Below are 22,986 nucleotides of genomic sequence, written 5' to 3'. Positions count from 1 at the left end.
CTCCGGTGTCTCGGGGTTGCCTTTCACCCCACCGACGAACGGCCCCTACGCGGATCGACACTCCGCCAGACGTTTTTCCAGGAAGTTCCGCTCGGTCTCGTTCTCCACCAGGTCCAGCGCCCGCTCGTACGCCTCGGCCGCCTCTTTCCTACGGCCGCTGCGGCGCAGCAGGTCGGCGCGCGTGGCCGGGAGCAGGTGGTAGCCGCTCAGCTCGCCCTCGTGTTCCAACTCGGCGACCAGCGCCAGTCCCGCGTCGAAGCCTTCCGCCATGCCGACGGCCACCGCGCGGTTGAGGCGGACCACGGCCGAGGGGACGAAGCGCATCAACTCGCCGTACAGGGCGGCGATGTCGGCCCAGTCGGTGTCCTCCGCGGTGGCCGCCGTGGTGTGGCAGGCGGCGATCGCGGCCTGGATCTGGTACGGCCCGGGACGCCCCCGGCGCAGCGCGGTCTCCAACAGGGCGGCGCCCTCGTCGACTTCGGCGTGGTCCCATGCCGTGCGGTCCTGGTCCTCCAGCGTCACCAGCTCTCCCGCCACGTCCACCCGGGTCTCCTGGCGGGCGTCGTGCAGGAGGAGCAGCGCGAGCAGGCCGAGGGCCTCGGGCTCGTCGGGCATGAGGGCGGCCAGGACGCGGGCCAGCCGGATCGCCTCCGTGCACAGGTTCCGTCGTACGAGATCGGCGCCCGAGGTGGCCGCGTACCCCTCGTTGAAGAGGAGGTACAGCACGCCGAGCACGCCCGTCGTGCGCTCGGGCAGGAGGTGGGCGGGCGGGACGCGGTACGGGATGCCCGCGTTGCGGATCTTCTTCTTGGCGCGCACCAGGCGCTGCGCCATCGTCGCCTCGGGGACGAGGAAGGCGCGGGCGATCTCCGGGGTGGTGAGGCCGGCGAGGGTGCGCAGGGTCAGCGCGACCCGCGCCTCGATGTGCAGTGCGGGGTGGCAGCAGGTGAAGATCAGGCGCAGTCGGTCGTCCCGGACGCCGCTGTCGTCGTACGACGCCTCGAAGTCACCGTCGCCGTACGGCTCTTCGCCGGGTGTCAGCATCGCCGCCTCCCTCAGTTTCCGCGCGCCCACCGCCTCCCTGCGCAGCACGTCCATGGCCCGGTGGCGGGCGGTCGTGGTGAGCCAGGCGCCGGGGTGGCGCGGGACTCCGTCGCGCCGCCACCGGTCGAGTGCCTGGGCGAAGGCGTCCTGCGCGCACTCCTCGGCGAGGTCCCAGTCGCCGGTCACCCGGATCAGGGTGGCCACGACCTGGCCCCACTCCTCGCGGAAGGCGGCGGCGACGGCCTCTTCCGGGCTCACTCCCACACGGGCCGCACTTCCACCGAGCCGCCCCCGAGCGCCGCCGGATGCCGGGACGCGAGGGAGATCGCCTCGTCGAGATCGGCGACCTCGATGATGTCGATACCGGCGATGTACTCCTTGGACTCGATGAACGGGCCGTCGGTGAGCAGGACTTCGTCGCCCTGGACGCGCACGGTGGTGGCGTCGGAGGCCGGGCGCAGCCGGGCCCCGCCCTTGACGACGTCCCGGCTGCGGACCTCGTGGATGTACGAGGTGAAGCGGGGGTCCTCGGCGATCTCGGCGGGGCTGAGTTCCTCGCCGTCGACGGGGGTGCAGATCAGCAGGACGTACTTCATGACGTGGCCTCCGTGACGTGCTCGTGGACGATCAGCCAGCGCGGGCCGGCGTTGCGGTAGCCGGTGGTGACGCGCTGGAGCCTGCCGTCGAGGCGGACGAGGGCGTGGCCGAAGGCGATGCTCTCGTCGACGTGGACCCGGAACTCCAGCACCTCGCGGGTGACCGACCCGGTCTCCGACCATGTCTTGCGGAGCGCCTCTACGCCCCTCTCGGCCTGACCGTTCGCCACGACCTCCGCGTCCGTCGCATAGCAGGCGAGCGTCCGCTCGACGTCCCCGGCGCGGGCCGCGGCCGTCAGTTCGGCGTCCAGGCGCCGGATCTCGCCCTCGGCGTCCTCGTCCTCCCAGAACGGGCGCACCTCCATGGCGCCGATGGTGGCCACGGGGTGCTTGGCGGCGGCCTCGACCGCCTCCTGAAGGCTGTCGCACTCCAGGATGTCGAAGCCGGCGACGTACTCCTTGGTCTCCGCGAAGGGGCCGTCCGTGCGCAGCACCTCACCGCCACGTACCCGTACGGTCACGGCGTCGGCGGGCAGGGCGAGCCGGTGCCCGTGCAGCCGTACGCCACGGTCGCCGAGTTCGTCGACCCAGGGTTCCACGGGGGCCATGTCCGAGGCGTCGTTGGTGTCGTCGCCGCAGACGAGCAGCATGTACTTCATGGTTCCTCCCGGTCCTCATGAGCTTCCTACACCCGACCGACGAACGGGACCGCGGCGAATCGACACCACGCGCGCAAAAAAAGAGGGGCCGGATATCCGGCCCCTCAGCCACGCCTCGGGCTCACGCGGCCGCGGGCTGCACCGCCGCCTCCGCGGCGGAGCGCGTCGCGTTCTTGCGCACCAGCAGCAGGGTGACCAGCGCGCCGAGCAGGGAGGCGCAGCCGCAGATCACCACGCCGACGGCCATGCCGTGGGCGAGCGCGTCCTGGGCGGCGGCCCGGGCGCTGTCGCTGCCGGCGTTGACGACGGCCAGGGGGCCCGCCGCCGCCTCCATGCCCGCGTCGGCGCCGGAGAGCTTGCCGACCAGGGCGGAGGAGGCGAGGCTCATCGCGACCGTGCTGATCACGGCCGGTCCGAGGCCCTGCCCGAACTCTCGCACCAGGCTGGTGGCGCCCGAGGCCATGCCGGTCATGTGGAGCGGTACGGCGTTGACGGCGGCGGAGGTCAGCGAGGAGACCACGCAGATGAAGCCGACGCCGAGCAGCAGCACCGGGCCGATGAAGGCCGCGAGGGACGTGGTGGTGATGGGCAGGGCGGCGATCCAGAACTGACCTGCGGCCATCGGCAGCAGCCCGCCGACCAGCAGCCAGCGCGGCTCCACCCGGGTCAGCATCTTGCTCAGCACCGGGGCGAGGAGCAGCGGGATCAGCTGGAGGATCACGAACGGCATGCCCGCTTTGAGCGCGCTGAGGTGCATGACCGCGCCGAGGCGGATCGACACGCAGTACGCCGTGCCGATGAAGCCGAACATGCCGGCCAGGGCGACCACGGCCGCCGCGGCGAAGGACGGGATCCTCAGCAGGTCGAGGTTGAACATCGGCGAGGCGGAGCGCTTCTCGGCGACCACGAAGCCGATCAGGGCCACGGCGGCGAGGGTCAGGCTGCCGACGATCGCCGGGCTGCTCCAGCCGCGGTCGCCGCCCTCGATGATGCCCCAGAGCAGGGCGGTGAGGCCGACGGCGACGGTGATCTGGCCGGGCCAGTCCAGGGTGCGGCCTTCGGGCGCCTTGGAGTCGGTGACCATGACCATGCTGGTGATGCCGACGACGAGGCCGAGGATCACCGGCGGGACGAACGCCCAGCGGAAGTCGGCGACGGTCGCCAGCACACCCGAGGACAGCGGGCCCACCGCGGAGGCGAGGGAGATGCTCAGCGCCCAGGTGGAGACGGCCTTGGCGCGGTCCTTCTCCTCCGGGGTGGCGGCCGCGATCACCGCGAGGGAGCTGGGGAAGAGCGCGGCGGCGCCGATGCCGGCCAGGGCCTGGCCGATCCACAGCATCTCGACGTTCTGGGAGAGCGCGTTGATCAGCTCACCGAGGGCGAGGACGAAACCGCCGAGCACCAGGAGCCGTTTCCGGCCGAACAGGTCGCCCACCACACCGAAATTCAGTTCCAGAATCGCGGTGGGCAGAATGAAGGCGGAAGTCACCCAGGCGACCTGGGATCCCGAGGCACCGAATGCGGCCTGTATTTCGCCGTTGATCGGCGAGGGCACGGTAATGCACAGCTGCGCGGCGGCAACGGCCAGACAGCAGGCTATGAGTGTTCCCCTGTCGAGTCTTTTCAGCACGCTTGTCATTCCGTACTCCGTCGCTCTATGAGTTCGATGAGATTTCCCTCGGGGTCGGTGACCCAGGCCATGCGCACTCCGGGTTCGGGGGACGGCCCGGGTGCGACGGCCTCGCCCGCTCCATGGGCCAGAAGGGCCACGTGGACGGGGTCGAGTTCAGGGGTGGTGACCGCGAAGTGGCCGTATCCCTCGGTGAGGGCGGCGGTGATCGGGTCGGGGGCCCTGAGGCCCGGTGCGGAGCCGGGGCGGGCCAGCAGTTCGAGGCGCCAGCCGTCGGGATGCTCCAGGACGACGCCCCTGAGGCCGGGGCCTTCGAGGTGGAACTCGAAGACCGTCTTCAGCCCGAACGCCCGCTGGTACCAGGCGGTCTGGGCGGCGAGGTCGCATACGTTGACGCCCACGTGGTCGAGTCGCACGGTCACGTCAGCCCGCCATCGCGCTGTCGCCGCCGTCGACCATGAGGTTGGCACCGTTGACGAAGGCCGCCTCGTCGGAGCAGAGGAAGGCGGCGGCCCGGGCGATGTCCTCCGGCTGCCCGACCCGCCCGACCGGGATCCGCGCCTCCAGCTGCGCCCTCGGCCCGTCCGGGTCGTCGAGGAAGGGCGCGGTCGCGGAGGTGCGGGTCATGCCGGGGGCGATGGTGTTGACGCGGATGCCGTGCGGGGCGCCGGCCGCGCACAGGTGCTTGCTCATCGCGAGCACCCCGCCCTTGGCGGCGCCGTGCGGCACCATCGGCATGAAGGGCGCGCCGCGTACGGCGGCCACGGAGGCGACGTTCAGGACCGCCCCGCCGCCGCGCGCGATCAGGTGCGGCCAGGCCGCCTGCGTACAGAAGTACGGGATGTCCAGCTCGTTCTTGATGGTGAAGTACCAGTCCTCGGCGGGCATGGTCGCGAACGGGCCGTTCCGCAGCGCGGAGGCGTTGTTGTAGAGGATGTCGATCCCGCCGAAGGCGGCGATACCGGCCTCGATCCATTCCCGCGCCCCGGCTTGGGTGGACAGGTCGACGGGCGCCAGGGACCGCATGACTCCTCCGGCCTTCTCGACGATTTCCACGGTCTCGGCCGCACTGTCCTCGTCGATGTCACAGCCGAATACCTGCGCGCCCTCGGCGGCGAATATCTCGGCCGCGGCCCGGCCTATTCCAGCTCCTGTCCCACTGATGAAGGCGATTTTCCCGGCCAGTCGACCCATGATGACGAAGTCCCTTGTCCCGTGCCGCCGTAGTGCGGTGCTCGCAGCGTAGGGAGGGCCTTTCGGCCGAACAAGAAATACGGCGGCGAAACGTCATCGGGGGTTCGTATGGCTGGTATGCGGCGCGGCGCGTCCCGGTTCACGGTTGGATGTCCTCATGACCACCGACGAGCACGCACGGCTGATGCGCGCCAACCAGGCCAACTGGGATGCCCGCACCCCCGTCCACCTCGCCAGCCGGTTCTACGGCCTCGACCAGGACCTCGATCCCGAGCGCTGGTTCGCCGCGTTCGAGTGGGAGGACCTCGGGGACCTCGCCGGCCGTGACGTGCTCCACCTCCAGTGCCATCTCGGCACGGAGACGGTCGCCCTCGCCCGGCGCGGGGCGCGCGCGGTCGGGCTCGACTTCTCGGAGGCCTCGGTGGCGGCCGCGCGCGAGATCGCGGCCGAGGCGGGCGTCGAGGCCGAGTACGTACGGGCCAATGTGTACGACGCCGTGGAGGCCCTGGAGGGACGGCGGTTCGACGTCGTGTACACCGGGAAGGGAGCACTCTGCTACCTGCCCGATCTGGAGCGTTGGGCCGGGGTGGTCGCCCAACTCCTGCGCCCCGGCGGACTGTTGTACATCGTCGAGTTCCATCCGCTGCTCAACTCCCTGGGCCCGAAGCCCGCTCCGGGAGAAGGACCGGAGTTGGTGCTGCGCCACGACTACCTGGGCGGGGACGGTCCCGTGCACCGGGACGCAACCCACACCTACACCGACGGTCCGGCCGTCGAGGGCGCCACGGAAAGTTTCGAGTGGATGCACGGAATAGGAGAGGTCGTCACCGCGTTGACCGGAGCAGGACTGAGTGTCCGGCGGCTCCGCGAGAGCGACGAACTGCCGTGGCCCCGCTGGCCGCGGATGACGCGGACCGCGTCCGGCTGGTGGCGGCTCCCCGAGCCGCGGATCCCGCTGCTGTACGGACTTCTCGCCGCGCGCTGAGCCGTCGTGGTACGGTCCTGCTAGCACTTGTGTACGCCCGGTCAGGGCGCCGGTGCCAGTTCTCCTTCCTTCGCCGGTCGATGTACCGGCTTCTTCTCAACACCTCTTGAGGTGCTGTCTCTCGCCGCCCGAAGGCGCCATGTCCGCCTTCCCGAAGTCGCGGCTTCCCCCCTCCCTTCCGCATGTCTCATGCCTTCCGTCCCCGAGAGGACCGACCATCATGACCACCACACTGGAAACCCCCCAGAACCAGCAGCAGATCCCGGTCCGGGCCGTCACCGGCGTGCTCGACATCGACACGAACGGGAAGGGGCACCTCCGTGGCCCGGACCTGCTGCCCACGCCCTCCGACCCCCAGGTCTCCCCCGCGCTGATCCGCCGGTTCGGCCTGCGCAAGGGCGACGTCGTCGACGGGGTGCGCGGCACCCAGCGCGCCCTCACCGAGGTCGCCCGGGTCAACGGGCACACGCGAGACATCAGGCGCCCCCGCTTCCACGACCTCACCCCGCTCTTCCCGCAGGAGCGGCTCCGCCTCGAACACCCGGCGTCCGGGCTGACCGGCCGGATCGCCGACCTGATCGCCCCCGTCGGCAAGGGCCAGCGCGGGCTGATCGTGGCCCCGCCGAAGACCGGCAAGACCGTCATGCTCCAGCAGATCGCGGCCGCGGTCGCCGGCAACCACCCCGAATGCCACCTCATGGTGGTGCTGCTCGACGAGCGGCCCGAGGAGGTCACCGACATGCGGCGCTCCGTGCGCGGCGAGGTGTACGCCTCGACCTTCGACCGCTCACCCAAGCAGCACATCGCGCTCGCCGAGCTGGTGATCGAGCGGGCCAAGCGGCTCGTCGAGGCCGGCCAGGACGTCGTGATCCTGCTCGACTCCCTGACCCGGCTGTGCCGGGCCCACAACAACGCGGCGAGCGGCAACGGCCGTACCCTCAGCGGCGGTGTCGACGCGACCGCGCTGATCGGGCCGAAGAAGTTCTTCGGTGCCGCCCGGCTCACCGAGGAGGCCGGTTCGCTCACCATCCTCGCCACCGCGCTGGTGGAGACCGGCTCCCGTGCCGACGACTTCTACTTCGAGGAGCTGAAGAGCACCGGCAACATGGAGCTGCGCCTCGACCGCGAACTCGCCTCCCGCCGTGTCTTCCCGGCCGTCGCCGTCACCCCCTCGGGCACCCGCCGCGAGGAACTCCTGCTGACTCCGGCGGAGTTGACCGCCGTACGCGGGCTGCGCCGGGTCCTGCAGAACGGCGACGGCCAGGGCAACCTGGAGACGCTGATCCAGCGCATGCGCGAGACCCCGGACAACGCGACCTTCCTGCGGCGCATCCAGCCGACCCTGCCCGCCGGCTAACCCAGGCGCAGGGTCGACCACTCCCCCTCGTCGAGGGTGAGCAGGCGGTCCAGTTCGGCCCGGTCGGGTGCCGTGGGCACGTCTCCGCCGGTCGCCAGGGCCGCGGCGGCCATCAGATGGCCCAGGCGCAACGCCGTCGCCGTACCCCTGCCTTCGAGGTGGGCCGCGAGGAATCCGGCCGCGAACGCGTCGCCCGCGCCCACGCGTTCGACGATCCGCGAATCCGGTGCGGGGACGAACACCTCCTCGCCGTCGGCGGTGTACGCCGTCGCCCCGTGGTCCGCGTCCTTCACGACGACGACCGGGGCGGGCGACAGCAGGTCGCGGATCTCCTCCGGTTTGGCGGTGCCCCAGAGCGCCTCCGCCTCGTCGCGGCCGACGAAGACGATGTCGGCGTGACGGGCCGGTTCCAGCAGGGCTGTCGCCGGGTCCCGGTGGCGCCACAGGGCGGGCCGGTGGTTCACGTCGAAGGAGACGGTCGCGCCGGGGACGGCCCGGCGTACGACGATCTCCGCGACCAGGTCCGCGCAACTGTCCGACAGGGCAAGGGTGATGCCGCTGAGGTGCACCACCCGAGCCTGGCACGTCTTCGCGAGGTCCGGTCCCATGCGGGTGGCCGCCGAGCCCATGCGGTAGTAGTACGTGCCGGTGCCCGCCGGGCCGGTGTCCTTGAAGTACACGCCGGTCGGCCGGTCCGGGTCGGTCTCGACCCAACCGACGTCCACACCACGGCCCTTGAGGTCCGCGAGGACCCGGCGACCGAGCGGATCGTCGCCGACGCGGCTCACCCAGGCCACGCGGTGCCCCAACGCGGCAAGCCCACAAGCCACGTTGGACTCGGCACCGCCCACCTCCAGGCGCAGCACGCGCTGCCGTTCGAGGGGCTCCTCGTCGGGCGGGACGAGGACGGCCATGGTCTCGCCGACGCACACGACTTCGGGCGAGGTGGAGTGACGAGCCCTCACGTGTCCAGCACCCGGTGCAGGAACTGCTGGGTGCGCGCCTCGGCCGGGCTGCCGAACACCTGCTCCGGCGGGCCCTGTTCGAGGACGACCCCGCCGTCCATGAAGACGACCCGGTCGGCGGTGTCCCGCGCGAACCGCATCTCGTGGGTGACCACGACCATCGTCATGCCTTCCTCGGCGAGGGAGCGCATGACGCCGGTGACCTCGCCGACCAGTTCGGGGTCGAGCGCGGAGGTCGGCTCGTCGAAGAACATGATCGCCGGGTCCATGGCGAGGGCGCGGGCGATGGCGACGCGCTGCTGCTGGCCGCCGGAGAGCTGAGCCGGGTAGGAGTCCGCCTTGTCGGCGAGACCGACCCTGGCCAGCACCTCGCGTCCGCGCTTCTCCGCCTCCGCCTTGCCGAGCCCGCGCACCTTGAGCAGCGCCAACGTCACATTGCCCAGGGCGGTCTTGTGCGGGAAGAGGTTGAACTGCTGGAAGACCATGCCGACATGGCCGAAGATCTCGGGTGCGCGCTTGCGGTCGTGCAACGGCACGTCGTTGACCCAGACTTCGCCGCTGTCGGCGCGCTCCAGGTCGCACATGATGCGCAGGAGGGTGGACTTGCCGGAGCCGCTGGCGCCGATGAGGACGACGACCTCTCCGGGTGCGACGTCGATGTCGACGCCCTTGAGGACCTCCAGGTTCCCGAAGCTCTTGTGCACGCCGGTCAGGGAGACGCTCGCGGTCTGCCGGTCGGTGAGGGTGCTGGTCATGCGAGGACGGCCTTTCTCTCCATCCGCCGTACCAGGACCGACAGCGGATAGCAGATGACGAAGTACAGGACGGCGACGGCGAGATAGGAGGTCCCCGGGTCGCCGACACGGTCGATGACGGCCTGTCCCTGGCGCACCAGCTCGACGTAGCCGATGACGACGGCGATCGAGGTGTCCTTGATCAGGGAGAGGTACTGGCCGACCAGCGGGGGCAGCACGATCGCGCGGGTCTGCGGCAGGATCACGCTCAGGAAGGTCCGCACCCGTCCGAGCCCGAGGACGCGCGAGGCCTCCCACTGTCCGCGCGGGACGGCCTCGATGCCGGCCCGGAAGATCTCGGCGATGTAGGCGCCCTGGTAGAGGGTGAGGGCGAGCAGCGCGGCTCCGAAGACGGTGATGCCGAAGCCGCTCAGGTAGGCCGCGCCGAAGTAGATGAACAGCATCTGGATCAGCAACGGGGTGCCGCGGAACACCTCCAGGTAGCCGCGGGCGAGTTGGGCCAGGACCGGGATCCGGCTCGTGCGCACGGCGGCGACCAGCAGCCCGGTGAGCGTGGCGGTGGCGATGGCCGCGAGGGACAGCAGGACGGTGGCCCACAGCCCGGAGAGGTACAGGTCGCGGTTGTCGGAGACGATCGACCAGTCCATCAGGCCTCCTTACGACGCGGAAGAGCCGGCAGCAGCCGTCGTACGGCGTCCAGCGGCCGGGGTCGTACGGCGGCCGGGCGCAGCGGCGGCTTGAACGCCACCCGGCCCACCAACCCGGCGGCGAACACGACCAGGTTGGTCAGGAACAGGTAGAGGATCGCCGCGATGCCGAAGACCTGGACGGTCAGCAGGGTGCGGGAGTTGATGACCATGGAGGTGCCGGTGAGCTCGGGGACCGAGATCGCCGACAGCAGCGAGGAGCCCAGGATGATCTGGACGAGCTGGTTGACCACGGCCGGGTAGACGTTGCGCAGCGCCTGCGGCAGGACCACGTGGGCGAAGGCGCGGGACGGGCTCAGCGCCAGGACGCGGGCCGCCTCGCGCTGGCCGCTCGGCACGGCCTGGATTCCGGCGCGGAAGATCTCGGTGAGGTAGGCGCCGACGTTGATGCCGAGGGCGAACACACCCGCCTGGACCGGGGTGAGCCGGAGCCCCGCGGACGGGAGCGCGAAGTAGGCGACGAACATCTGGAGCAGGACAGGGGTGTTGCGGATGACCTCGACGTAGACGGCGGCGACCGCCCGCGGCACCCGGTGACGGGATCTGCGGGCGGCGGCACCGAGCAGGCCGAGGGCGCACGCCAGGGCGAAGGCGGCCAGCGACAGGCGCAGCGTCAGCCAGGCCGCGTCGACATAGGTGGTCCAGTCCCTCAGGGCGTACGTCCAGTCGGTGAGCATGAGTACTCCTGGGCGGCCGTATCAGTACGAGGGGTTGAGCGGGAAGGAGCGGCTGACGCCGAACCACTTCTTGTAGAGGGCGTCGGCCTGCCCTGAGGTGTTGAACTCGCGCAGCCAGGTGTCGACCCACTGGATCCAGGTGGCGTCGCCGAGCGGGAGGCCGATGCCGTTGTACTCCAGCGGGACCACGGAGTCCTTGGTGACCTTGAGCGAAGGGTCCAGCTTCGCCTGGTAGTTGAGGAAGTTGGAGTCCTCGACCATGGCGTCGGCCTGGCCCTGCTTGACCGCGAGGACGGCCGCGGACGAGGTGTCGTACTCCTGGATCTTCGCCTTGGGGTTGCCCGCCTTGACCGCGTCGCCGTTGGTGGAGCCCTTGGTGACGGCGACCGTCTTGCCGGTGAGGTCCTTGAGGGTGGAGATGCCGCTGGACTTCTTCACCAGCATGACCTCGCCCGCGACGATGTACGGGTCGCTGAAGGAGACCTGCTTGGCCCGCTCCGCGGTGGTGGTGAAGTTGCAGACGACCGCGTCGACCTTCTTGGTCTGAAGGTTCGGGATGCGGTTGGCGGAGGTGGTGTCGACGATCTTCACCTTGACGCCGAGCGCGGTGGCCATGGCGGTCGCCACGTCGACGTCGAAGCCCTGCGGCTTGTTGTCCTTGCTGGTCGAGCCGAACGGCGGGAAGGTCAGACAGCTGGCCACGTTGAGCGTGCCGCGCTTGATGACCTCCTGGAGGGTCGAGGACTGGGCGGAGGAGGACGAGCCGGTCGAGCCGGCGGCCGAGGTGCACGCGGACAGCAGTGCGGCACCAGTCACACTCACACAAATCGCCATCAAAGGCCGGGTACGGTGACGGAATCTCATCGGGGACACCCTTCGGGGGACGGGGTTCTGCATTGCAAAACAACGTTTCGTAATGCGATGCGCAGAAGCTAGCCCCGGATTTTCGAGACCGTCAACCATCGATTTCAATATGTGATACTGAGTTTTGCAATGCAGCACGCTAGGATGCCTGCATGGTCACCGCCGACGACTCCGCACCCCGCCGCAACGCCTCGTCCTCCCTGCGCCGCGCCCTCGGCATCCTGATGTACCTCGCCGAGGACCGAAGCCATCCGCACGGCGCTACGCTCAGCGACCTCGCCACCGGCCTGGAGCTGAGCAAGAGCACGGTTCTGCGGCTCGTCGCCCCCCTGAAGGACGTACGACTCGTCGACCAGGACCCCGAGTCGGGCCGCTACCGTCTCGGCCCGCAGAACGCCCTGCTCGGGCAGGCCTATCTGGAGCGCCGGGACACCCGGCAGATCACCGCGCCCGTGCTGCACCGGCTGGCCGCGGAGAGCGGCGAGACGGTCCACCTGGTCTCCTTCGACCCGCCGGAGATCGTCTACATCGACAAGGTGGAGAGCCCCCGGGCGGTCCGCATGCACTCCCGGATCGGCGGCCGGCTGCCCGCCTACTGCACGGCGACCGGCAAGGTGTTCCTCGCCCACGCCAAGGAGGACGTGGTCGGCACGGTGATCGCGGCGGGCATGCCGGCCCGTACGGCGACCACCATCACCACCCCCGAGAAGCTGCTCGCCGAGCTGGACGTCATCCGGGAGCGCGGGTACGCGGTCGACGACGTGGAGAACGAGCAGGACATCCGCTGCGTCGCCGCGCCCGTCCACGACCACACCGGGGCGGTCACCACGGCCGTCAGCATCTCGGGCCCGGCGACCCGGGTCACCCGTGAGCGCCTGCCCGAGCTGGGCGGCCTGCTGATTTCCGCGACCCGCACCATCACCGAGGACCTGGGCGGCAGCAGGCCGTAGGCCACGTCACCCGGTGGGCCGGTGGCGCCCCGCAGGTCGGCGTCACCCGGTATCCCTATGCCATCCGGGTGCTCGCGGCGGTCGCTCGGCCCGGGCAGCGCTGCTCGGAGCGGGTCCGTTCCTAGCTTTGCGATATGACAATCGGATCTTCCTCCCGGACGGCCGCCTCAGCCTGTGTGCTGTGCGCGGTGGGTCTGCTGGCGTTCGCTCCCGTGACGGCGTCGGCCCACGTGGGTCCCGACCCCGTCGTGCCGCACGGGGCCCAGGCCGCGCCGTCCGCCCTGCTGTACCGCTCCGGCGTCCAGGTCCGGCCCCACCGGGACGCTCCGCGGGTGCCGGACGTCTCGGCACTGTCCTGGGTGGTGGCCGACGCGACGAGCGGGGCGGTGCTCGCCGCGCACGACGCGCACCGCAAGCTGCCGCCCGCGAGCACCCTCAAGACCCTGTTCGCCCTGACCGTGCTGCCGGTGCTGCCCGGCGGGATCCGGCACCGCGTCGGACAGGACGAACTGGCGGACGTGGGCCCGGGCAGCAGTCTGGTGGGCGTCAGGGAGGGGCAGACGTACCGAGTGTCGGACCTGTGGCGCGGGGTCTTCCTCAACTCCGGGAACGACGCCGTGCACGTCCTGGCCCGGCTCGGCGGCGGCTGGCGCTTCACCGCCGAGCGGATGCAGGTCAAGGCGCGGGAGTTGGGCGCGCGGGACACCCACGTCCGCTCGCCCGACGGCTACGACACCCCCGGCCAGGTCTCCTCGGCGTACGACCTGGCCGTCTTCGGCAGGGCCGGGCTGCGCAACCCCGACTTCGCCCGGTACTGCGGCACGGCCGAGGCCCGTTTCCCCGGTGGCGGCAGGTGGTCGTACGGGATCCAGAACACCAACCGGCTGCTGACCGGGGCCGACGGCGTGGAGCCGTACAAGGGCCTGATCGGGATCAAGAACGGCTACACCACCCACGCCGGCAACACGCTGGTGGCCGCGGCCCACCGGGGCGGCCGCACGCTCGTCGTCACGGTGATGAACCCCCAGGCGGGCGGCGGTTTCACCGTCTACGAGGAGGCGCGCGAGCTGCTCGACTGGGGGTTCGGCGCGGCCGGGCGGGTGGATCCGGTGGGCTCGCTGGACGCGCTGCGGGCGAGGCCGCGGCCCGGTCCCGAGGCCGTGGCGGCCGCGGCGGCCGTGACTCCGGAGGACGACGGGCCGGGCTGGGCCACGACCGGTGCCATCATGGCTGCCGCGGTCCTGGGCGCGGGTGCCGTGGCGCTGGTGTTGCGCGCCAAGTTCGGTTCTGTGGAACGGAGTTGACGCACCGGCAGCCACACCAGCAGCCCCAGGGTGATCCAGGTGTAGGTGTTGCTGCCGAGGAAGCCGTCGATGCCGGAGGCGTCGTCGAACCACAGCCACACCACGCTGGTGCACAGGACCGCGTAGAGGGCGCCCGCGATCCGCGGGTGCCCGGCGCGGACCAGCACGGCGAAGGACGGCAGCAGCCACACCAGGTGGTGCACCCAGGTGATCGGGCTGACCAGGCAGGCGGTCAGCCCGGTGAGCGCGAACGCGGCCGCCCAGTCCCCCGCCGCCACCGCGCGGCGGGCCCGCACCGCCCAGACGGCCAGGGTCACCAGCACGGCCGCCGCCCAGACCGCGCGGTCCGTCTCGCCGAGCCGGGCCAGGATCCCCTGGAGGGACTGGTTGGAGACGTAGTCCAGGCGCCCCACCCGGCTGGTGTCCCACATCGCCACGGTCCAGTAGAAGCGCGAGGCACCAGGTGCGACGACGGCCGCGAACCCGGTGGCCGCGACCGCCACGAGGGTCGCGACGGCGGCCTCGCGCCACCGCCTGGCCACCAGCAGCAGCCCGATGAACAGGGCCGGCGTCAGCTTCACCGCGGCGGCCAGGCCGATCCCGATCCCGGCCCACCGCGCCCGTCCCGTCCGCAGCAGCCAGGCGTCGGTGAGGACGAGCGCCAGCAGCAGGAGGTTGACCTGGCCGAAGCTGAAGGTGTCCCGGAGCGGTTCGAACAGCGCGAGCCCGCAGCCGGCCAGCGCGCACCCGTACCAGCCGTAGCGCCGCCAGGCCCGGCCGGTGAGCAGGCGCATCACCACGGCCAGGGCGCCCAGGTTGAGCAGCAGGCCGACGGCGATCGCGGCGCGCAGGCCCAGCAGGGACATCGGCAGCATCGCGACGGCGGCGAACGGCGGGTAGGTGAAGCCGTACGACGTCCCCGGCACCCGGTAGTCGTAGAGCCCTCCGCCGTGGTGGACCCAGCTGTCGACGGCGCCGTGGTAGACGCGCAGGTCGAACCAGTCGCGCAGGAGCGGCACGGTCGCGGTGAAGGCGGTGACGGCGGCGGCCAGGGCCAGGACGAGCAGCAGCCGGCCGCGGTCGGTGGCGGGGGCGAGGGCGGGGGCCTTCATGCCGTACGTCCGTGTGCCGGGGCCTGTGCGGTCTGGTGCGCCTGCACCAGCACGACCAGGGCGAGCACACCGCCGGAGACGGCCAGTACGAGTTGTCCGGCGTCGGCCGGGCCCCCGTTCGGCAGGGTGGCGAGCGCGAGGACACCGGTCACGGCCGCGACCCGGCGCCGCACCGAGGCGTCGGGCGCGGCCGCCGCTATGAGGAACAGTCCCCACAGGGCGTACCAAGGGCGGATCGCCGGTCCGAGGGCGGCGACCGTCGCGAGGCTGAGACCGAGGGCGTACACGGGACGCGGACGCAGGCGCAGCCATATGTGGCCGATCAGGGCGATAGCCGCCACGATGCCGAAGGCGTGCCAGGCCGGTACGGCGAGCGGGGCGAGGTCGCTGCCGAGACGTTCCAGCAGAGATCCTGTGGCGGGCGAGGCGGGGCAGGGCGGCGGCCATCAGCGCGACGCCGAGCAGGGCGACCAGCCGCATACCGAAGAGGCCGGCCGGGATCTCACCTCGGGTCAGTCCGGCGAGCGCGGAGGCGAGGGCGAGGAACACCGGGCCGTAGGGGGCGCCGGTGTGCTGCCACATGGGGGCGACCTCGTCCGCGAGCGGACCGCCGAGGTGGGCCGGGCCGTAGGTGTAGACGTCCATGTGGGCGTCGGCCATCGCGCCCTGGGCGAGGTAGCTGTAGACGTCCCGGCTGAAGAGCGGGGGCGCGACGAGCAAGGGTGCCGACCAGATGACCAGGACCGCCATGAGGGCGCGGGTGCTGGGGGGTTCGGGGCTGCGGACCAGGCGTCCCAGGAGGAGCCAGGCGGCTATCAGGAGCACTACACCGAAGTAGGCACCTACCAGGCCCAGGGCTGCCAGTGGGGAGGACGGGGTGAGGAGTTGGCTTACTGGGAGGGCGCCGGATGTCTCGCCGCCTGCGGCCAGGAAGGCGGTGCCGGCCAGACCTAGGATCTGGCAGCGGCGGAGGTCTATGGGAGGTATGGCCGGCACGTCAGCAGCGTGTCAGCGTTGGGTTGCTGGGAGGGGACGGGGTGGTGACCGGTTCGTGGTCAACTGCGGATCCGTTGGGGCTGGTCGCGCCCACGCGGCGGAGCCGCATATCGATACAGCCCCGCGCCCCTAAAAAACAGGTGGGTGCACTTGCCCTTCTAGAAAATCGACACGCCTGTCAACGTCGTGAAGCGGTCCAGGGCCGCCATGCCTGCCACCGAATTGCCTCGCTCGTCCAAGCCCGGACTCCATACGCACAGCGTGCACCGGCCCGGCACCACCGCGATGATGCCGCCGCCCACCCCGCTCTTCCCCGGCAGACCGACCCGGTACGCGAACTCGCCCGCCGCGTCGTACGTTCCGCAGGTCAGCATCACCGCGTTGACCTGCTTGGCCTGGCTACGGGTCAGCAGGCGGGTGCCGTCGGCGCGGATGCCGTGGCGGGCCAGGAACGTGGTGGCGAGGGCGAGGTCCGCGCAGGAGGCCCGGATCGAGCACTGGCGGAAGTACTGGTCGAGCAGGAGCGGGACGTCGTTGTCGATGTTGCCGTAGGACGCCATGAAGTGGGCCAGGGCCGCGTTGCGGTCGCCGTGGGCGGACTCGGACGCGGCGACTTCCTGGTCGAAGTCCAGGGACGGGTTGCCGCTCTCCTCGCGGAGGAAGGCGAGCAGTTCGCCCGACGCGTCTCCGGTACGGCTGTGGAGGCGGTCGGTGACGACGAGCGCGCCCGCGTTGATGAACGGGTTGCGCGGGATGCCGCTCTCGTACTCCAGCTGGACCAGGGAGTTGAAGGGGTTGCCGGAGGGCTCGCGGCCCACGTGCTCCCAGAGTTCGTCTCCCTCGCGGGCCAGGTCGAGGGCGAGGGTGAAGACCTTGGTGATCGACTGGGTCGAGAAGGGCTCGCGCCAGTCCCCCACGCCGTACACCGTGCCGTCCAGCTCCGCGACGGCCATGCCGAAGCTGCGCGGATCGCAGGCGGCGAGCGCGGGGATGTAGTCGGCGGCCCGGCCGCGGCCGGGGGTGCGCGCGATCTCCTCGGCGATGCGCTCCAGGACCGGCTGGAAGGCGAGGGACGACGTCGTTGTCATGATCACCATTGTGCCTCCGTGCCGGTCCTGGAGCCTCGTCGCGGGGTCGCCCCCAGGTCAGGAGTGGGTCACCGGTGGGTCAGGCGATCGCCGGACCCGTGCCCGCGACGACCTCGGGCCGCAGCAGGTCGGCGAGCTTCTCGGCCGGCAACAGACCCTTCTCCAGGACCAGTTCGGCGACCCCTCGGCCGGTGGCGAGGGCCTCCTTGGCGATGTCGGTCGCGGCCGTGTACCCGATGTGCGGGTTGAGGGCGGTGACCAGGCCGATGGAGTTCTCGACCGTCCGGCGCAACGCCTCGGTGTTGGCGGTGATGCCGTCCACGCAGCGCTCGGCCAGGGTCAGACAGGCGGCGCGCAGATGGGTGAGGGACTCCGACAGGGAGTGCAGGATGATCGGCTCGAAGGCGTTGAGCTGGAGCTGCCCGGCCTCGGCGGCCATGGTGATGGCGACGTCGTTGCCGATCACCTCGAAGGCGACCTGGTTGACGACCTCGGGGATCACGGGGTTGACCTTGCCGGGCATGATCGACGAACCGGCCTGCACGGGCGGCAGGTTGATCTCGCCGAGGCCCGCGCGCGGCCCGGAGGACAGCAGCCGCAGGTCGTTGCAGCTCTTGGAGAGCTTGACGGCGATCCGCTTGAGCACACCGGACATCTGCACGAACGCCCCGCAGTCCTGCGTGGCCTCGACCAGGTTGGCGGCAGTGACGAGCGGGAGGCCGGTGATGTCCGCGAGGTGGCGCCGGGCCGCCTCCGCGTACCCGGCGGGAGCGTTGAGTCCGGTGCCGATGGCCGTGGCACCCAGGTTGATCTCATGGATCAACTGGACGGCCTCGTCAAGACGGTGGCGATCCTCGTCAATCATGACGGCATAGGCGGAGAACTCTTGACCGAGCGTCATGGGGACCGCGTCCTGCAACTGTGTACGGCCCATCTTGAGCACGTCATGGAACTCGACGGCCTTCCGGGCGAATGCATCCTGGAGTACAGCCATCGCCTTGAGCAGTCCACGTACCGCGAAGACCGTCGCGATCTTGACGGCGGTCGGGTAGACGTCATTGGTCGACTGCCCGAGGTTGACGTCCTCGTTCGGATGCAGATACCTGTACTGCCCCTTCTCGAACCCCATCAGCTCCAACGCCCGGTTCGCGATGACCTCGTTGGCGTTCATGTTGGTGGAGGTCCCGGCCCCGCCCTGAATGACATCCACGACGAACTGCTCGTGCAGCTTCCCGTCCCGGATCTCCCGACAGGCCTCGACAATGGCCCGCGCCTTCTCCGCCTCCAGCAGCCCGAGCTCCTCATTGGCAAGGGCAGCGGCCTCCTTGACGGCGGCGAGGGCATCGATGAGGTGCGGGTAGGCGGAGATGGCCGTACCGGTGATGGGGAAGTTCTCGGTGGCCCGCAGGGTGTGAACACCCCAGTAGGCATCGGCGGGAACGTCCCGATCCCCGAGCAGATCGTGCTCACGACGGGCAACGACGACGGTCATGAGATGCAGAGCTCTCTTTCTGAGAAGGCGAGGGTCACTTACCAGGGGCGCGGGGAACTGCGCGACCAGCCACATTCGGCCCGCACCCGCCGAACAAGAAGTACCGGCAGACTCTTAGGCGCAGGCCGCATGAACAACGGGTTCCAGCGAACGAACGGGCCGCACACACCCGACCTCGACGCCACCCCCGAGAAGCGCCTCCCCCTGGAAGTCCGTGAGCAGATCCGGCGAGACCCCGGCGCGGGCAAGCGCCGCCGCGGCCACAGGAATCCGCGCCCGGTTCGCCCCGTCGGAGATCTTCACGGCAACGGCCCGCCCGTCCGGAAGCGCCGCCACCTCGACCCCTTCGAACCCGTCCTTGGCAAGCAGCCCCGGCACGGCCTTCATCAGCGCGGCCACGTCACGCCCCGCCCCGGACGCCATCTCCGCATGCGACCGCATCGCGTCGGCGACCCGGGCCTCAGGAGTACCGGGAGCAGCGGACGCGATCCGCGCGGCGGCCCGAGCCAGGCCGTGCAGGGACACGGAGAACAACGGAGCCCCGCACCCGTCCACCGTCACCCGCGCGATCCGCTGCCCGGTCAGATCCTCCACGATCTCGGCGATCGCCTGCTGGAGGGGATGCGCGGGGTCGAGATACCCCTCAAGGGGCCAGTCGTTGAGCACGCACGTGTACAGCATCGCCGCGTGCTTGCCGGAGCAGTTCTGGGCGAGCCGCGACGGCCCACGCCCCTCCCGGATCCACTCGTCCCGGACAGCCGCACCGAACGGCATGTCCGCAACGTTGCGCAGGGCATCCTCGGAGACCCCGGCGAGCGAGAGGATCCGCCGGGCACCAGCGAGGTGCCGTTCCTCGCCGGAGTGGCTGGCCGCGGTGAGCGAGAGCAGTTCGCCGTCGAGGGGCAGTCCCGCGCGGACCATGGCGACGGCCTGGACGGGCTTGAGGGCCGAGCGGGGGTAGAACGCGGCCTCGATGTCGCCGAGCTGGAACTCGACCCGGCCGTCGGCGCCGAGGACGACGACGGAGCCGTAGTGGATGCCCTCGGTCACGCCACCGCGGATGAGGTGGGCGACCGGGGCGTGGAGGGGTTCACGGACAAGGGGTGCGTCCGCGGGGGAACTGCTGAACATCACTTCCTGCTTCTCGGGGGGGGCGCCGCGCGGGTCACGCGGCGGCGCCGGCTGGTCGGGGTTCGGTGTCCGCGCCAGCGGTCACACGGTGTCGTTCGAGGCGCGGGCGACGCGGCCGCGGATGCCGAACCATCCGGCGACCAGGGCGGCGACGATCAGCGGGACGCACAGCACGGTGGTGCGTCCGGCGCCGCCGTCGGCGTACATGAGAACGAAGACGGAGGCGAGGAACGCCAGGGTCATGATCTCGGTCCAGGGCGAGCCGGGGAGCCGGTAGCTGGGCCGCTCCAGCTCGCCGCGCTGGGTCTTCTGCCAGAAGAGCAGGTGACAGATCATGATCATGCCCCAGGTGGACAGGATGCCGATCGCGGCGAAGTTCAGGACGATCTCGAACGCGTCGGCGGGGACCACGAAGTTGAGGCCGACGCCGAGGACGCAGATCCCGCTGGTGAGCAGGATGCCGCCGTAGGGGACCTGGGTGCGGCTCATCACCGAGGTGAACTTCGGGGCGGAGCCGGACATCGCCATGGAGCGCAGGATGCGGCCGGTGGAGTACAGGCCGGAGTTGAGCGAGGACATGGCGGCGGTGAGGACGACGAGGTTCATCACGCCGCCGGCCGCGGGGATGCCGATGTTGGACAGGACGGTCACAAAGGGGCTCTCGGCGCCCGTGTACTTGTTCCACGGCAGCAGCATCGAGAGCAGGACGACCGAGCCGACGTAGAAGACGCCGACGCGCCACATGATCGAGTTGATCGCCTTCGGCATGATCTTCTCGGGGTTCTCGGTCTCGCCGGCGGCGACGCCGACCAGTTCGACGGAGGCGTAGGCGAAGACGACGCCCTGGATGATCAGCAGCATCGGCAGCAGGCCGTTGGGGAAGATGCCGCCGTTGTCGGTGATCAGGGACGGGCCGGGGGTGGTGCCGGCGACTTCGTGCTGGGTGACCAACAGGAAGATGCCGATGCACATGAAGATCACCAGGGCGCTGACCTTGACGATCGCGAACCAGAACTCCAGCTCGCCGAAGATCTTCACGGAGATCAAGTTGACGGTCAACACGACCGCCAACGCGATCAATGCGATCAACCATTGAGGGATGTCGGAGAACATCCCCCAGTAGTGCGTGTAGGTGGCGACCGCGGTGATGTCGGCGATGCCGGTGGTGGCCCAGTTGAGGAAGTACATCCAGCCCGCGGTGTACGCGCCCTTCTCACCGAGGAACTCTCGGGCGTACGACACGAAGGCGCCGGAGGAGGGCCGATACAGGACGAGTTCGCCGAGCGCGCGGACCACGAGGAAGGCGAAGACGCCGCAGACCGCGTAGGCGATGAAGAGGGAGGGGCCGGCGTCGGCGAGGCGGCCGCCGGCGCCGAGGAAGAGGCCGGTGCCGATGGCGCCACCGATGGCGATCATGTTGACGTGCCGATGCTTGAGGGACTTGCTGTACCCCTCGTCACCTGCGTCGACATGGCCGGAACGTTTCTGCACAACGTCGTGCAGGGACTGCTCGCTCACGCCTGCGATCCGCCTTCCGTGGGGCTGTCCGTGCGCGGGGAACGCACGATGTCGGTGAGGGTGGTCTCGACGCGGTCGAGGTGGTGGGACATCGCCTCCACCGCGTCGAGTTCGGAACCGTCGACCAGCGCCTCGACGATCGCGCGGTGCTCGCGGTTGGACTGCTCGCGACGGCCGCCCAGTTCGTTGAGGAAGGCCGACTGACGCGCCAGGGCGTCCCGGATCTCCTCGATGACCCGGCGGAAGACCGGGTTCTGGGCGGCCTCGGCCACGGCGAGGTGGAAGAGGGTGTCCATCGCGACCCACGCGGTGGTGTCGGTCTCCCGCTCCATCCGCTCCAGGAGGTGGGCCAGGTGGTCGAGGTTCTCCGGGGTGCGGCGCACGGCCGCGTACCCGGCGACGGGGATCTCGACGTGCCGGCGCACCTCCAGGAGGTCGCTGGCCGCGTAGTCGCCGAAGGTGGGGTCCTCGACGGTGCTGGCCACGACGAAGGTGCCCTTGCCGGTCTTGGAGACGGTCAGGCCCATCGTCTGCAGGGCCCTGAGGGCCTCCCGCAGCACGGGCCGGCTGACCTCCAGGGTGCGGCAGAGCTCCGCCTCCGAGGGGAGCTTGTCGCCGATGGCGTACTCCCCGCGCTCGATGGCGCCACGCAGATACGCCAGCACCGCTTCCATGGCGCTGACGCGTCGCGGGGGCTGTCCGGCTGTCCGGCTGTCTGACAGGTTCACGGGAGAGATACTCCGGGCGGCGGGAGGGTGCTGTCAAGGGCCGGTCCCCGACCGGCGCCGACCGGGTGACCCCTGCGCAGTTCTGCGGGATGCGCGGGTGACGCGGCACCTAGCGTGAGGAGTCCCGTCCCAGAAGGAGCCCGCACGTCATGCGCTCTCACTCCGTGGTCACCGTCGCGGCCGCCACCCTCCTCACCACGCTCATGGGCGTCTCCACCGCACGCGCCGACGTGGGCACGGCCGCCCACTATGCGCCGCCCTACCTGCCCACGGCCTGTTACGGCAAGGACGGGACACGGCTCCCCTCCGGCGGACTGGTCGCCGCGGCGGGGGACGGCGTCTGGGACGGCGGAGCGGCCTGCGGGCGGACTTACCAGGTCAGGTGTGTGTCCGCGGCGCAGCCGGGGGTGTGCGTCCCGGGCCGGACGATCCAGGTGGAGATCGTCGACTACGCGCCGTCGTCGGTGTCGCCGGCGTCCGCCTCGTCGACCACGCTGGTGCTGTCCGACACCGCCTTCGACGCGGTGACCAGGCGGACCGCGGAGAGCATCACCATCGAGTTCCAGGAGGTCTGAGGCGTCTGCCGGGAGGCCTGTGGCGTCGTCCGGGAGGTCTGAGGCGTCGCGGGCGGCCGAGCCCCGCCGTTCGCCGGGGAAGTCCCGCTTGATGGCGGCCCCTTGAGGCCGGTCGACGGTCCGAGCATGGTCGTACGACCGTCCCGACACCGCAGTCGGACCAGCGAGGAGCAGCCATGACCCTGGTACCGCCCCCCTTCGACCCAGAACTCGGTGCCGCGCTGGCCATCGTGTCGGAACGGCTCCCCCGGGTGTTCACGCTCGACGTGGTCGCCGCGATGCGGCAGGGCGAGGCCGCGATGGCACCGACCGACGAGCAGCTGAGCCAGGAGGGGTTCTTCGAGGTCGAGGAGCGGGCGGTGCCGGGGCCCGAGGGAGATCCCGAGATCGCGCTGCTGATCTGCCGGCCGGCCGCCCCGAGGGCTCTCGGTCCGCGACCGGTCCTCTACTACGCCCACGGCGGCGGCATGGTCATCGGGACCAGCCGCACCGGTGTCGACCTGGTCCTGGACTGGGCGCGCGAGCTGGACGCGGTCGTGGTGTCGGTGGAGTACCGGCGTGCGCCGGAGCATCCGCACCCCCCTGTTGCCCGGCGTCGAAAATGCCGACGAAGGCGGCGTTCACGGTGCCGACGAACTGTGACGGCTTTGTAGTGACGG

22 protein-coding genes and 2 pseudogenes are annotated in these 22,986 nt (G+C 70.7%); 6 read left to right on the top strand and 18 right to left on the bottom strand.

What is annotated here, in order from left to right; all coding sequences use genetic code 11:
* Positions 1-45: 45 nt before the first annotated feature.
* The 6 genes from ABZ896_RS15985 to ABZ896_RS15960 form a co-directional block, all read right to left on the bottom strand.
* Positions 46-1,302 carry an RNA polymerase sigma factor gene (locus ABZ896_RS15985; RefSeq protein ID WP_360928120.1) on the bottom strand — a complete coding sequence of 419 codons (1,257 nt, stop codon included), beginning with the start codon at positions 1,300-1,302 and terminating at the stop codon, positions 46-48.
* Positions 1,299-1,640, bottom strand: a complete 342-nt coding sequence (locus ABZ896_RS15980; RefSeq protein WP_360928117.1) for a YciI family protein — start codon at positions 1,638-1,640, stop codon at positions 1,299-1,301. The genes ABZ896_RS15985 and ABZ896_RS15980 overlap by 4 nt, the downstream gene beginning before the upstream one ends.
* Complete coding sequence (locus tag ABZ896_RS15975) at positions 1,637-2,299, bottom strand: YciI family protein (RefSeq protein ID WP_360928115.1); 663 nt, start codon at positions 2,297-2,299, stop codon at positions 1,637-1,639. The genes ABZ896_RS15980 and ABZ896_RS15975 overlap by 4 nt, the downstream gene beginning before the upstream one ends.
* A gap of 121 nt (positions 2,300-2,420) precedes the next feature.
* Positions 2,421-3,938: an MFS transporter gene (locus tag ABZ896_RS15970; RefSeq protein ID WP_360928112.1), complete on the bottom strand. Its 1,518-nt coding sequence runs from the start codon at positions 3,936-3,938 to the stop codon at positions 2,421-2,423.
* Entirely contained in the window at positions 3,935-4,351 is a 417-nt protein-coding gene (locus ABZ896_RS15965; RefSeq protein ID WP_360928109.1) for a VOC family protein, read from the bottom strand. Before ABZ896_RS15965 ends, ABZ896_RS15970 begins: the two co-directional genes overlap by 4 nt.
* Before the next feature lies 1 nt (position 4,352).
* Positions 4,353-5,123: an SDR family NAD(P)-dependent oxidoreductase gene (locus ABZ896_RS15960; protein ID WP_360928106.1), complete on the bottom strand. Its 771-nt coding sequence runs from the start codon at positions 5,121-5,123 to the stop codon at positions 4,353-4,355.
* Positions 5,124-5,280: 157 nt separating this feature from the next.
* Between ABZ896_RS15960 and ABZ896_RS15955 the strand changes: the two genes are divergently transcribed.
* A complete protein-coding gene (locus ABZ896_RS15955) occupies positions 5,281-6,108 on the top strand; it encodes a class I SAM-dependent methyltransferase (protein WP_360928103.1) in 828 nt (275 codons plus the stop codon).
* A 220-nt stretch (positions 6,109-6,328) separates the two neighbouring features.
* Complete coding sequence (rho, locus tag ABZ896_RS15950; RefSeq protein WP_360928100.1) at positions 6,329-7,465, top strand: transcription termination factor Rho; 1,137 nt, start codon at positions 6,329-6,331, stop codon at positions 7,463-7,465.
* On the opposite strand, the gene ABZ896_RS15945 is transcribed toward rho, so the two are convergent.
* From ABZ896_RS15945 to ABZ896_RS15925, 5 genes are read right to left on the bottom strand one after another with little or no spacing between them, the layout of a single operon-like run.
* A complete protein-coding gene (locus ABZ896_RS15945; protein ID WP_360928097.1) occupies positions 7,462-8,430 on the bottom strand; it encodes a sugar kinase in 969 nt (322 codons plus the stop codon). The two genes, rho and ABZ896_RS15945, sit on opposite strands and share 4 nt — an antisense overlap.
* Positions 8,427-9,185, bottom strand: a complete 759-nt coding sequence (locus ABZ896_RS15940; RefSeq protein ID WP_360928094.1) for an amino acid ABC transporter ATP-binding protein — start codon at positions 9,183-9,185, stop codon at positions 8,427-8,429. The genes ABZ896_RS15945 and ABZ896_RS15940 overlap by 4 nt, the downstream gene beginning before the upstream one ends.
* Positions 9,182-9,832, bottom strand: a complete 651-nt coding sequence (locus tag ABZ896_RS15935) for an amino acid ABC transporter permease (RefSeq protein WP_360928091.1) — start codon at positions 9,830-9,832, stop codon at positions 9,182-9,184. The genes ABZ896_RS15940 and ABZ896_RS15935 overlap by 4 nt, the downstream gene beginning before the upstream one ends.
* Positions 9,832-10,569: an amino acid ABC transporter permease gene (locus tag ABZ896_RS15930; RefSeq protein WP_360928088.1), complete on the bottom strand. Its 738-nt coding sequence runs from the start codon at positions 10,567-10,569 to the stop codon at positions 9,832-9,834. Before ABZ896_RS15930 ends, ABZ896_RS15935 begins: the two co-directional genes overlap by 1 nt.
* Before the next feature lie 21 nt (positions 10,570-10,590).
* Positions 10,591-11,391, bottom strand: a complete 801-nt coding sequence (locus ABZ896_RS15925) for a transporter substrate-binding domain-containing protein (RefSeq protein ID WP_360928085.1) — start codon at positions 11,389-11,391, stop codon at positions 10,591-10,593.
* Between the two features lie 194 nt (positions 11,392-11,585).
* Here ABZ896_RS15925 and ABZ896_RS15920 point away from each other — a divergent pair, with 194 nt between their 5' ends.
* Positions 11,586-12,383 (top strand): IclR family transcriptional regulator, encoded by a 798-nt coding sequence (locus tag ABZ896_RS15920; RefSeq protein ID WP_360928082.1) that lies wholly within the window; start codon positions 11,586-11,588, stop codon positions 12,381-12,383.
* Positions 12,384-12,517: 134 nt separating this feature from the next.
* Positions 12,518-13,396 (top strand): annotated as a pseudogene (locus ABZ896_RS15915) (serine hydrolase); the annotation flags it as partial.
* 35 nt (positions 13,397-13,431) lie between these two features.
* Here the strand turns inward: ABZ896_RS15915 and ABZ896_RS15910 are convergent.
* The 7 genes and pseudogenes from ABZ896_RS15910 to ABZ896_RS15880 form a co-directional block, all read right to left on the bottom strand.
* A complete protein-coding gene (locus ABZ896_RS15910; protein ID WP_360928079.1) occupies positions 13,432-14,799 on the bottom strand; it encodes a glycosyltransferase 87 family protein in 1,368 nt (455 codons plus the stop codon).
* Positions 14,796-15,795 (bottom strand): annotated as a pseudogene (gene mptB, locus ABZ896_RS15905) (polyprenol phosphomannose-dependent alpha 1,6 mannosyltransferase MptB). Before mptB ends, ABZ896_RS15910 begins: the two are co-directional and overlap by 4 nt.
* 158 nt (positions 15,796-15,953) lie before the next feature.
* Entirely contained in the window at positions 15,954-16,892 is a 939-nt protein-coding gene (locus ABZ896_RS15900; RefSeq protein WP_360928076.1) for a glutaminase, read from the bottom strand.
* Positions 16,893-16,962: 70 nt separating this feature from the next.
* Positions 16,963-18,375 (bottom strand): aspartate ammonia-lyase, encoded by a 1,413-nt coding sequence (gene aspA, locus ABZ896_RS15895; protein ID WP_360928073.1) that lies wholly within the window; start codon positions 18,373-18,375, stop codon positions 16,963-16,965.
* Positions 18,376-18,489: 114 nt separating this feature from the next.
* Positions 18,490-19,506 carry an asparaginase gene (locus ABZ896_RS15890; protein ID WP_360928070.1) on the bottom strand — a complete coding sequence of 339 codons (1,017 nt, stop codon included), beginning with the start codon at positions 19,504-19,506 and terminating at the stop codon, positions 18,490-18,492.
* A gap of 81 nt (positions 19,507-19,587) precedes the next feature.
* The gene (locus ABZ896_RS15885; RefSeq protein ID WP_360928068.1) at positions 19,588-21,024 is read right to left on the bottom strand and encodes an amino acid permease; all 1,437 of its coding nucleotides are present in this window, start codon (positions 21,022-21,024) and stop codon (positions 19,588-19,590) included.
* Positions 21,021-21,752 (bottom strand): FadR/GntR family transcriptional regulator, encoded by a 732-nt coding sequence (locus ABZ896_RS15880; protein WP_360928065.1) that lies wholly within the window; start codon positions 21,750-21,752, stop codon positions 21,021-21,023. The genes ABZ896_RS15885 and ABZ896_RS15880 overlap by 4 nt, the downstream gene beginning before the upstream one ends.
* 149 nt (positions 21,753-21,901) lie before the next feature.
* On the opposite strand from ABZ896_RS15880, the gene ABZ896_RS15875 reads away from it, so the two are divergent.
* Both ABZ896_RS15875 and ABZ896_RS15870 read left to right on the top strand, forming a co-directional pair.
* The gene (locus ABZ896_RS15875; protein ID WP_360928063.1) at positions 21,902-22,327 is read left to right on the top strand and encodes an RlpA-like double-psi beta-barrel domain-containing protein; all 426 of its coding nucleotides are present in this window, start codon (positions 21,902-21,904) and stop codon (positions 22,325-22,327) included.
* Positions 22,328-22,503: 176 nt separating this feature from the next.
* Positions 22,504-22,980 carry an alpha/beta hydrolase gene (locus tag ABZ896_RS15870; protein ID WP_360928060.1) on the top strand — a complete coding sequence of 159 codons (477 nt, stop codon included), beginning with the start codon at positions 22,504-22,506 and terminating at the stop codon, positions 22,978-22,980.
* Positions 22,981-22,986: the final 6 nt, after the last annotated feature.

It is taken from the genome of Streptomyces sp. NPDC047072 (assembly GCF_040643855.1).
In the GTDB taxonomy this organism is placed as follows: domain Bacteria; phylum Actinomycetota; class Actinomycetes; order Streptomycetales; family Streptomycetaceae; genus Streptomyces.
The sequence above is the reverse complement of the archived record's forward strand: the minus strand, read 5'-3'. Positions and strand labels throughout refer to the sequence as shown.

What these genes read in the sequence shown, in the direction of transcription:
- ABZ896_RS15980 (WP_360928117.1), bottom strand. Translation starts at nt 1,640, where the DNA reads ATGAAGTACGTCCTGCTGATCTGCACCCCCGTCGACGGCGAGGAACTC.
- ABZ896_RS15975 (WP_360928115.1), bottom strand. Translation starts at nt 2,299, where the DNA reads ATGAAGTACATGCTGCTCGTCTGCGGCGACGACACCAACGACGCCTCG.
- ABZ896_RS15970 (WP_360928112.1), bottom strand. Translation starts at nt 3,938, where the DNA reads ATGACAAGCGTGCTGAAAAGACTCGACAGGGGAACACTCATAGCCTGC.
- ABZ896_RS15960 (WP_360928106.1), bottom strand. Translation starts at nt 5,123, where the DNA reads ATGGGTCGACTGGCCGGGAAAATCGCCTTCATCAGTGGGACAGGAGCT.
- ABZ896_RS15955 (WP_360928103.1), top strand. Translation starts at nt 5,281, where the DNA reads ATGACCACCGACGAGCACGCACGGCTGATGCGCGCCAACCAGGCCAAC.
- rho (WP_360928100.1), top strand. Translation starts at nt 6,329, where the DNA reads ATGACCACCACACTGGAAACCCCCCAGAACCAGCAGCAGATCCCGGTC.
- ABZ896_RS15940 (WP_360928094.1), bottom strand. Translation starts at nt 9,185, where the DNA reads ATGACCAGCACCCTCACCGACCGGCAGACCGCGAGCGTCTCCCTGACC.
- ABZ896_RS15935 (WP_360928091.1), bottom strand. Translation starts at nt 9,832, where the DNA reads ATGGACTGGTCGATCGTCTCCGACAACCGCGACCTGTACCTCTCCGGG.
- ABZ896_RS15930 (WP_360928088.1), bottom strand. Translation starts at nt 10,569, where the DNA reads ATGCTCACCGACTGGACGTACGCCCTGAGGGACTGGACCACCTATGTC.
- ABZ896_RS15920 (WP_360928082.1), top strand. Translation starts at nt 11,586, where the DNA reads ATGGTCACCGCCGACGACTCCGCACCCCGCCGCAACGCCTCGTCCTCC.
- ABZ896_RS15910 (WP_360928079.1), bottom strand. Translation starts at nt 14,799, where the DNA reads ATGAAGGCCCCCGCCCTCGCCCCCGCCACCGACCGCGGCCGGCTGCTG.
- ABZ896_RS15900 (WP_360928076.1), bottom strand. Translation starts at nt 16,892, where the DNA reads ATGGTGATCATGACAACGACGTCGTCCCTCGCCTTCCAGCCGGTCCTG.
- aspA (WP_360928073.1), bottom strand. Translation starts at nt 18,375, where the DNA reads ATGACCGTCGTCGTTGCCCGTCGTGAGCACGATCTGCTCGGGGATCGG.
- ABZ896_RS15890 (WP_360928070.1), bottom strand. Translation starts at nt 19,506, where the DNA reads ATGTTCAGCAGTTCCCCCGCGGACGCACCCCTTGTCCGTGAACCCCTC.
- ABZ896_RS15875 (WP_360928063.1), top strand. Translation starts at nt 21,902, where the DNA reads ATGCGCTCTCACTCCGTGGTCACCGTCGCGGCCGCCACCCTCCTCACC.
- ABZ896_RS15870 (WP_360928060.1), top strand. Translation starts at nt 22,504, where the DNA reads ATGACCCTGGTACCGCCCCCCTTCGACCCAGAACTCGGTGCCGCGCTG.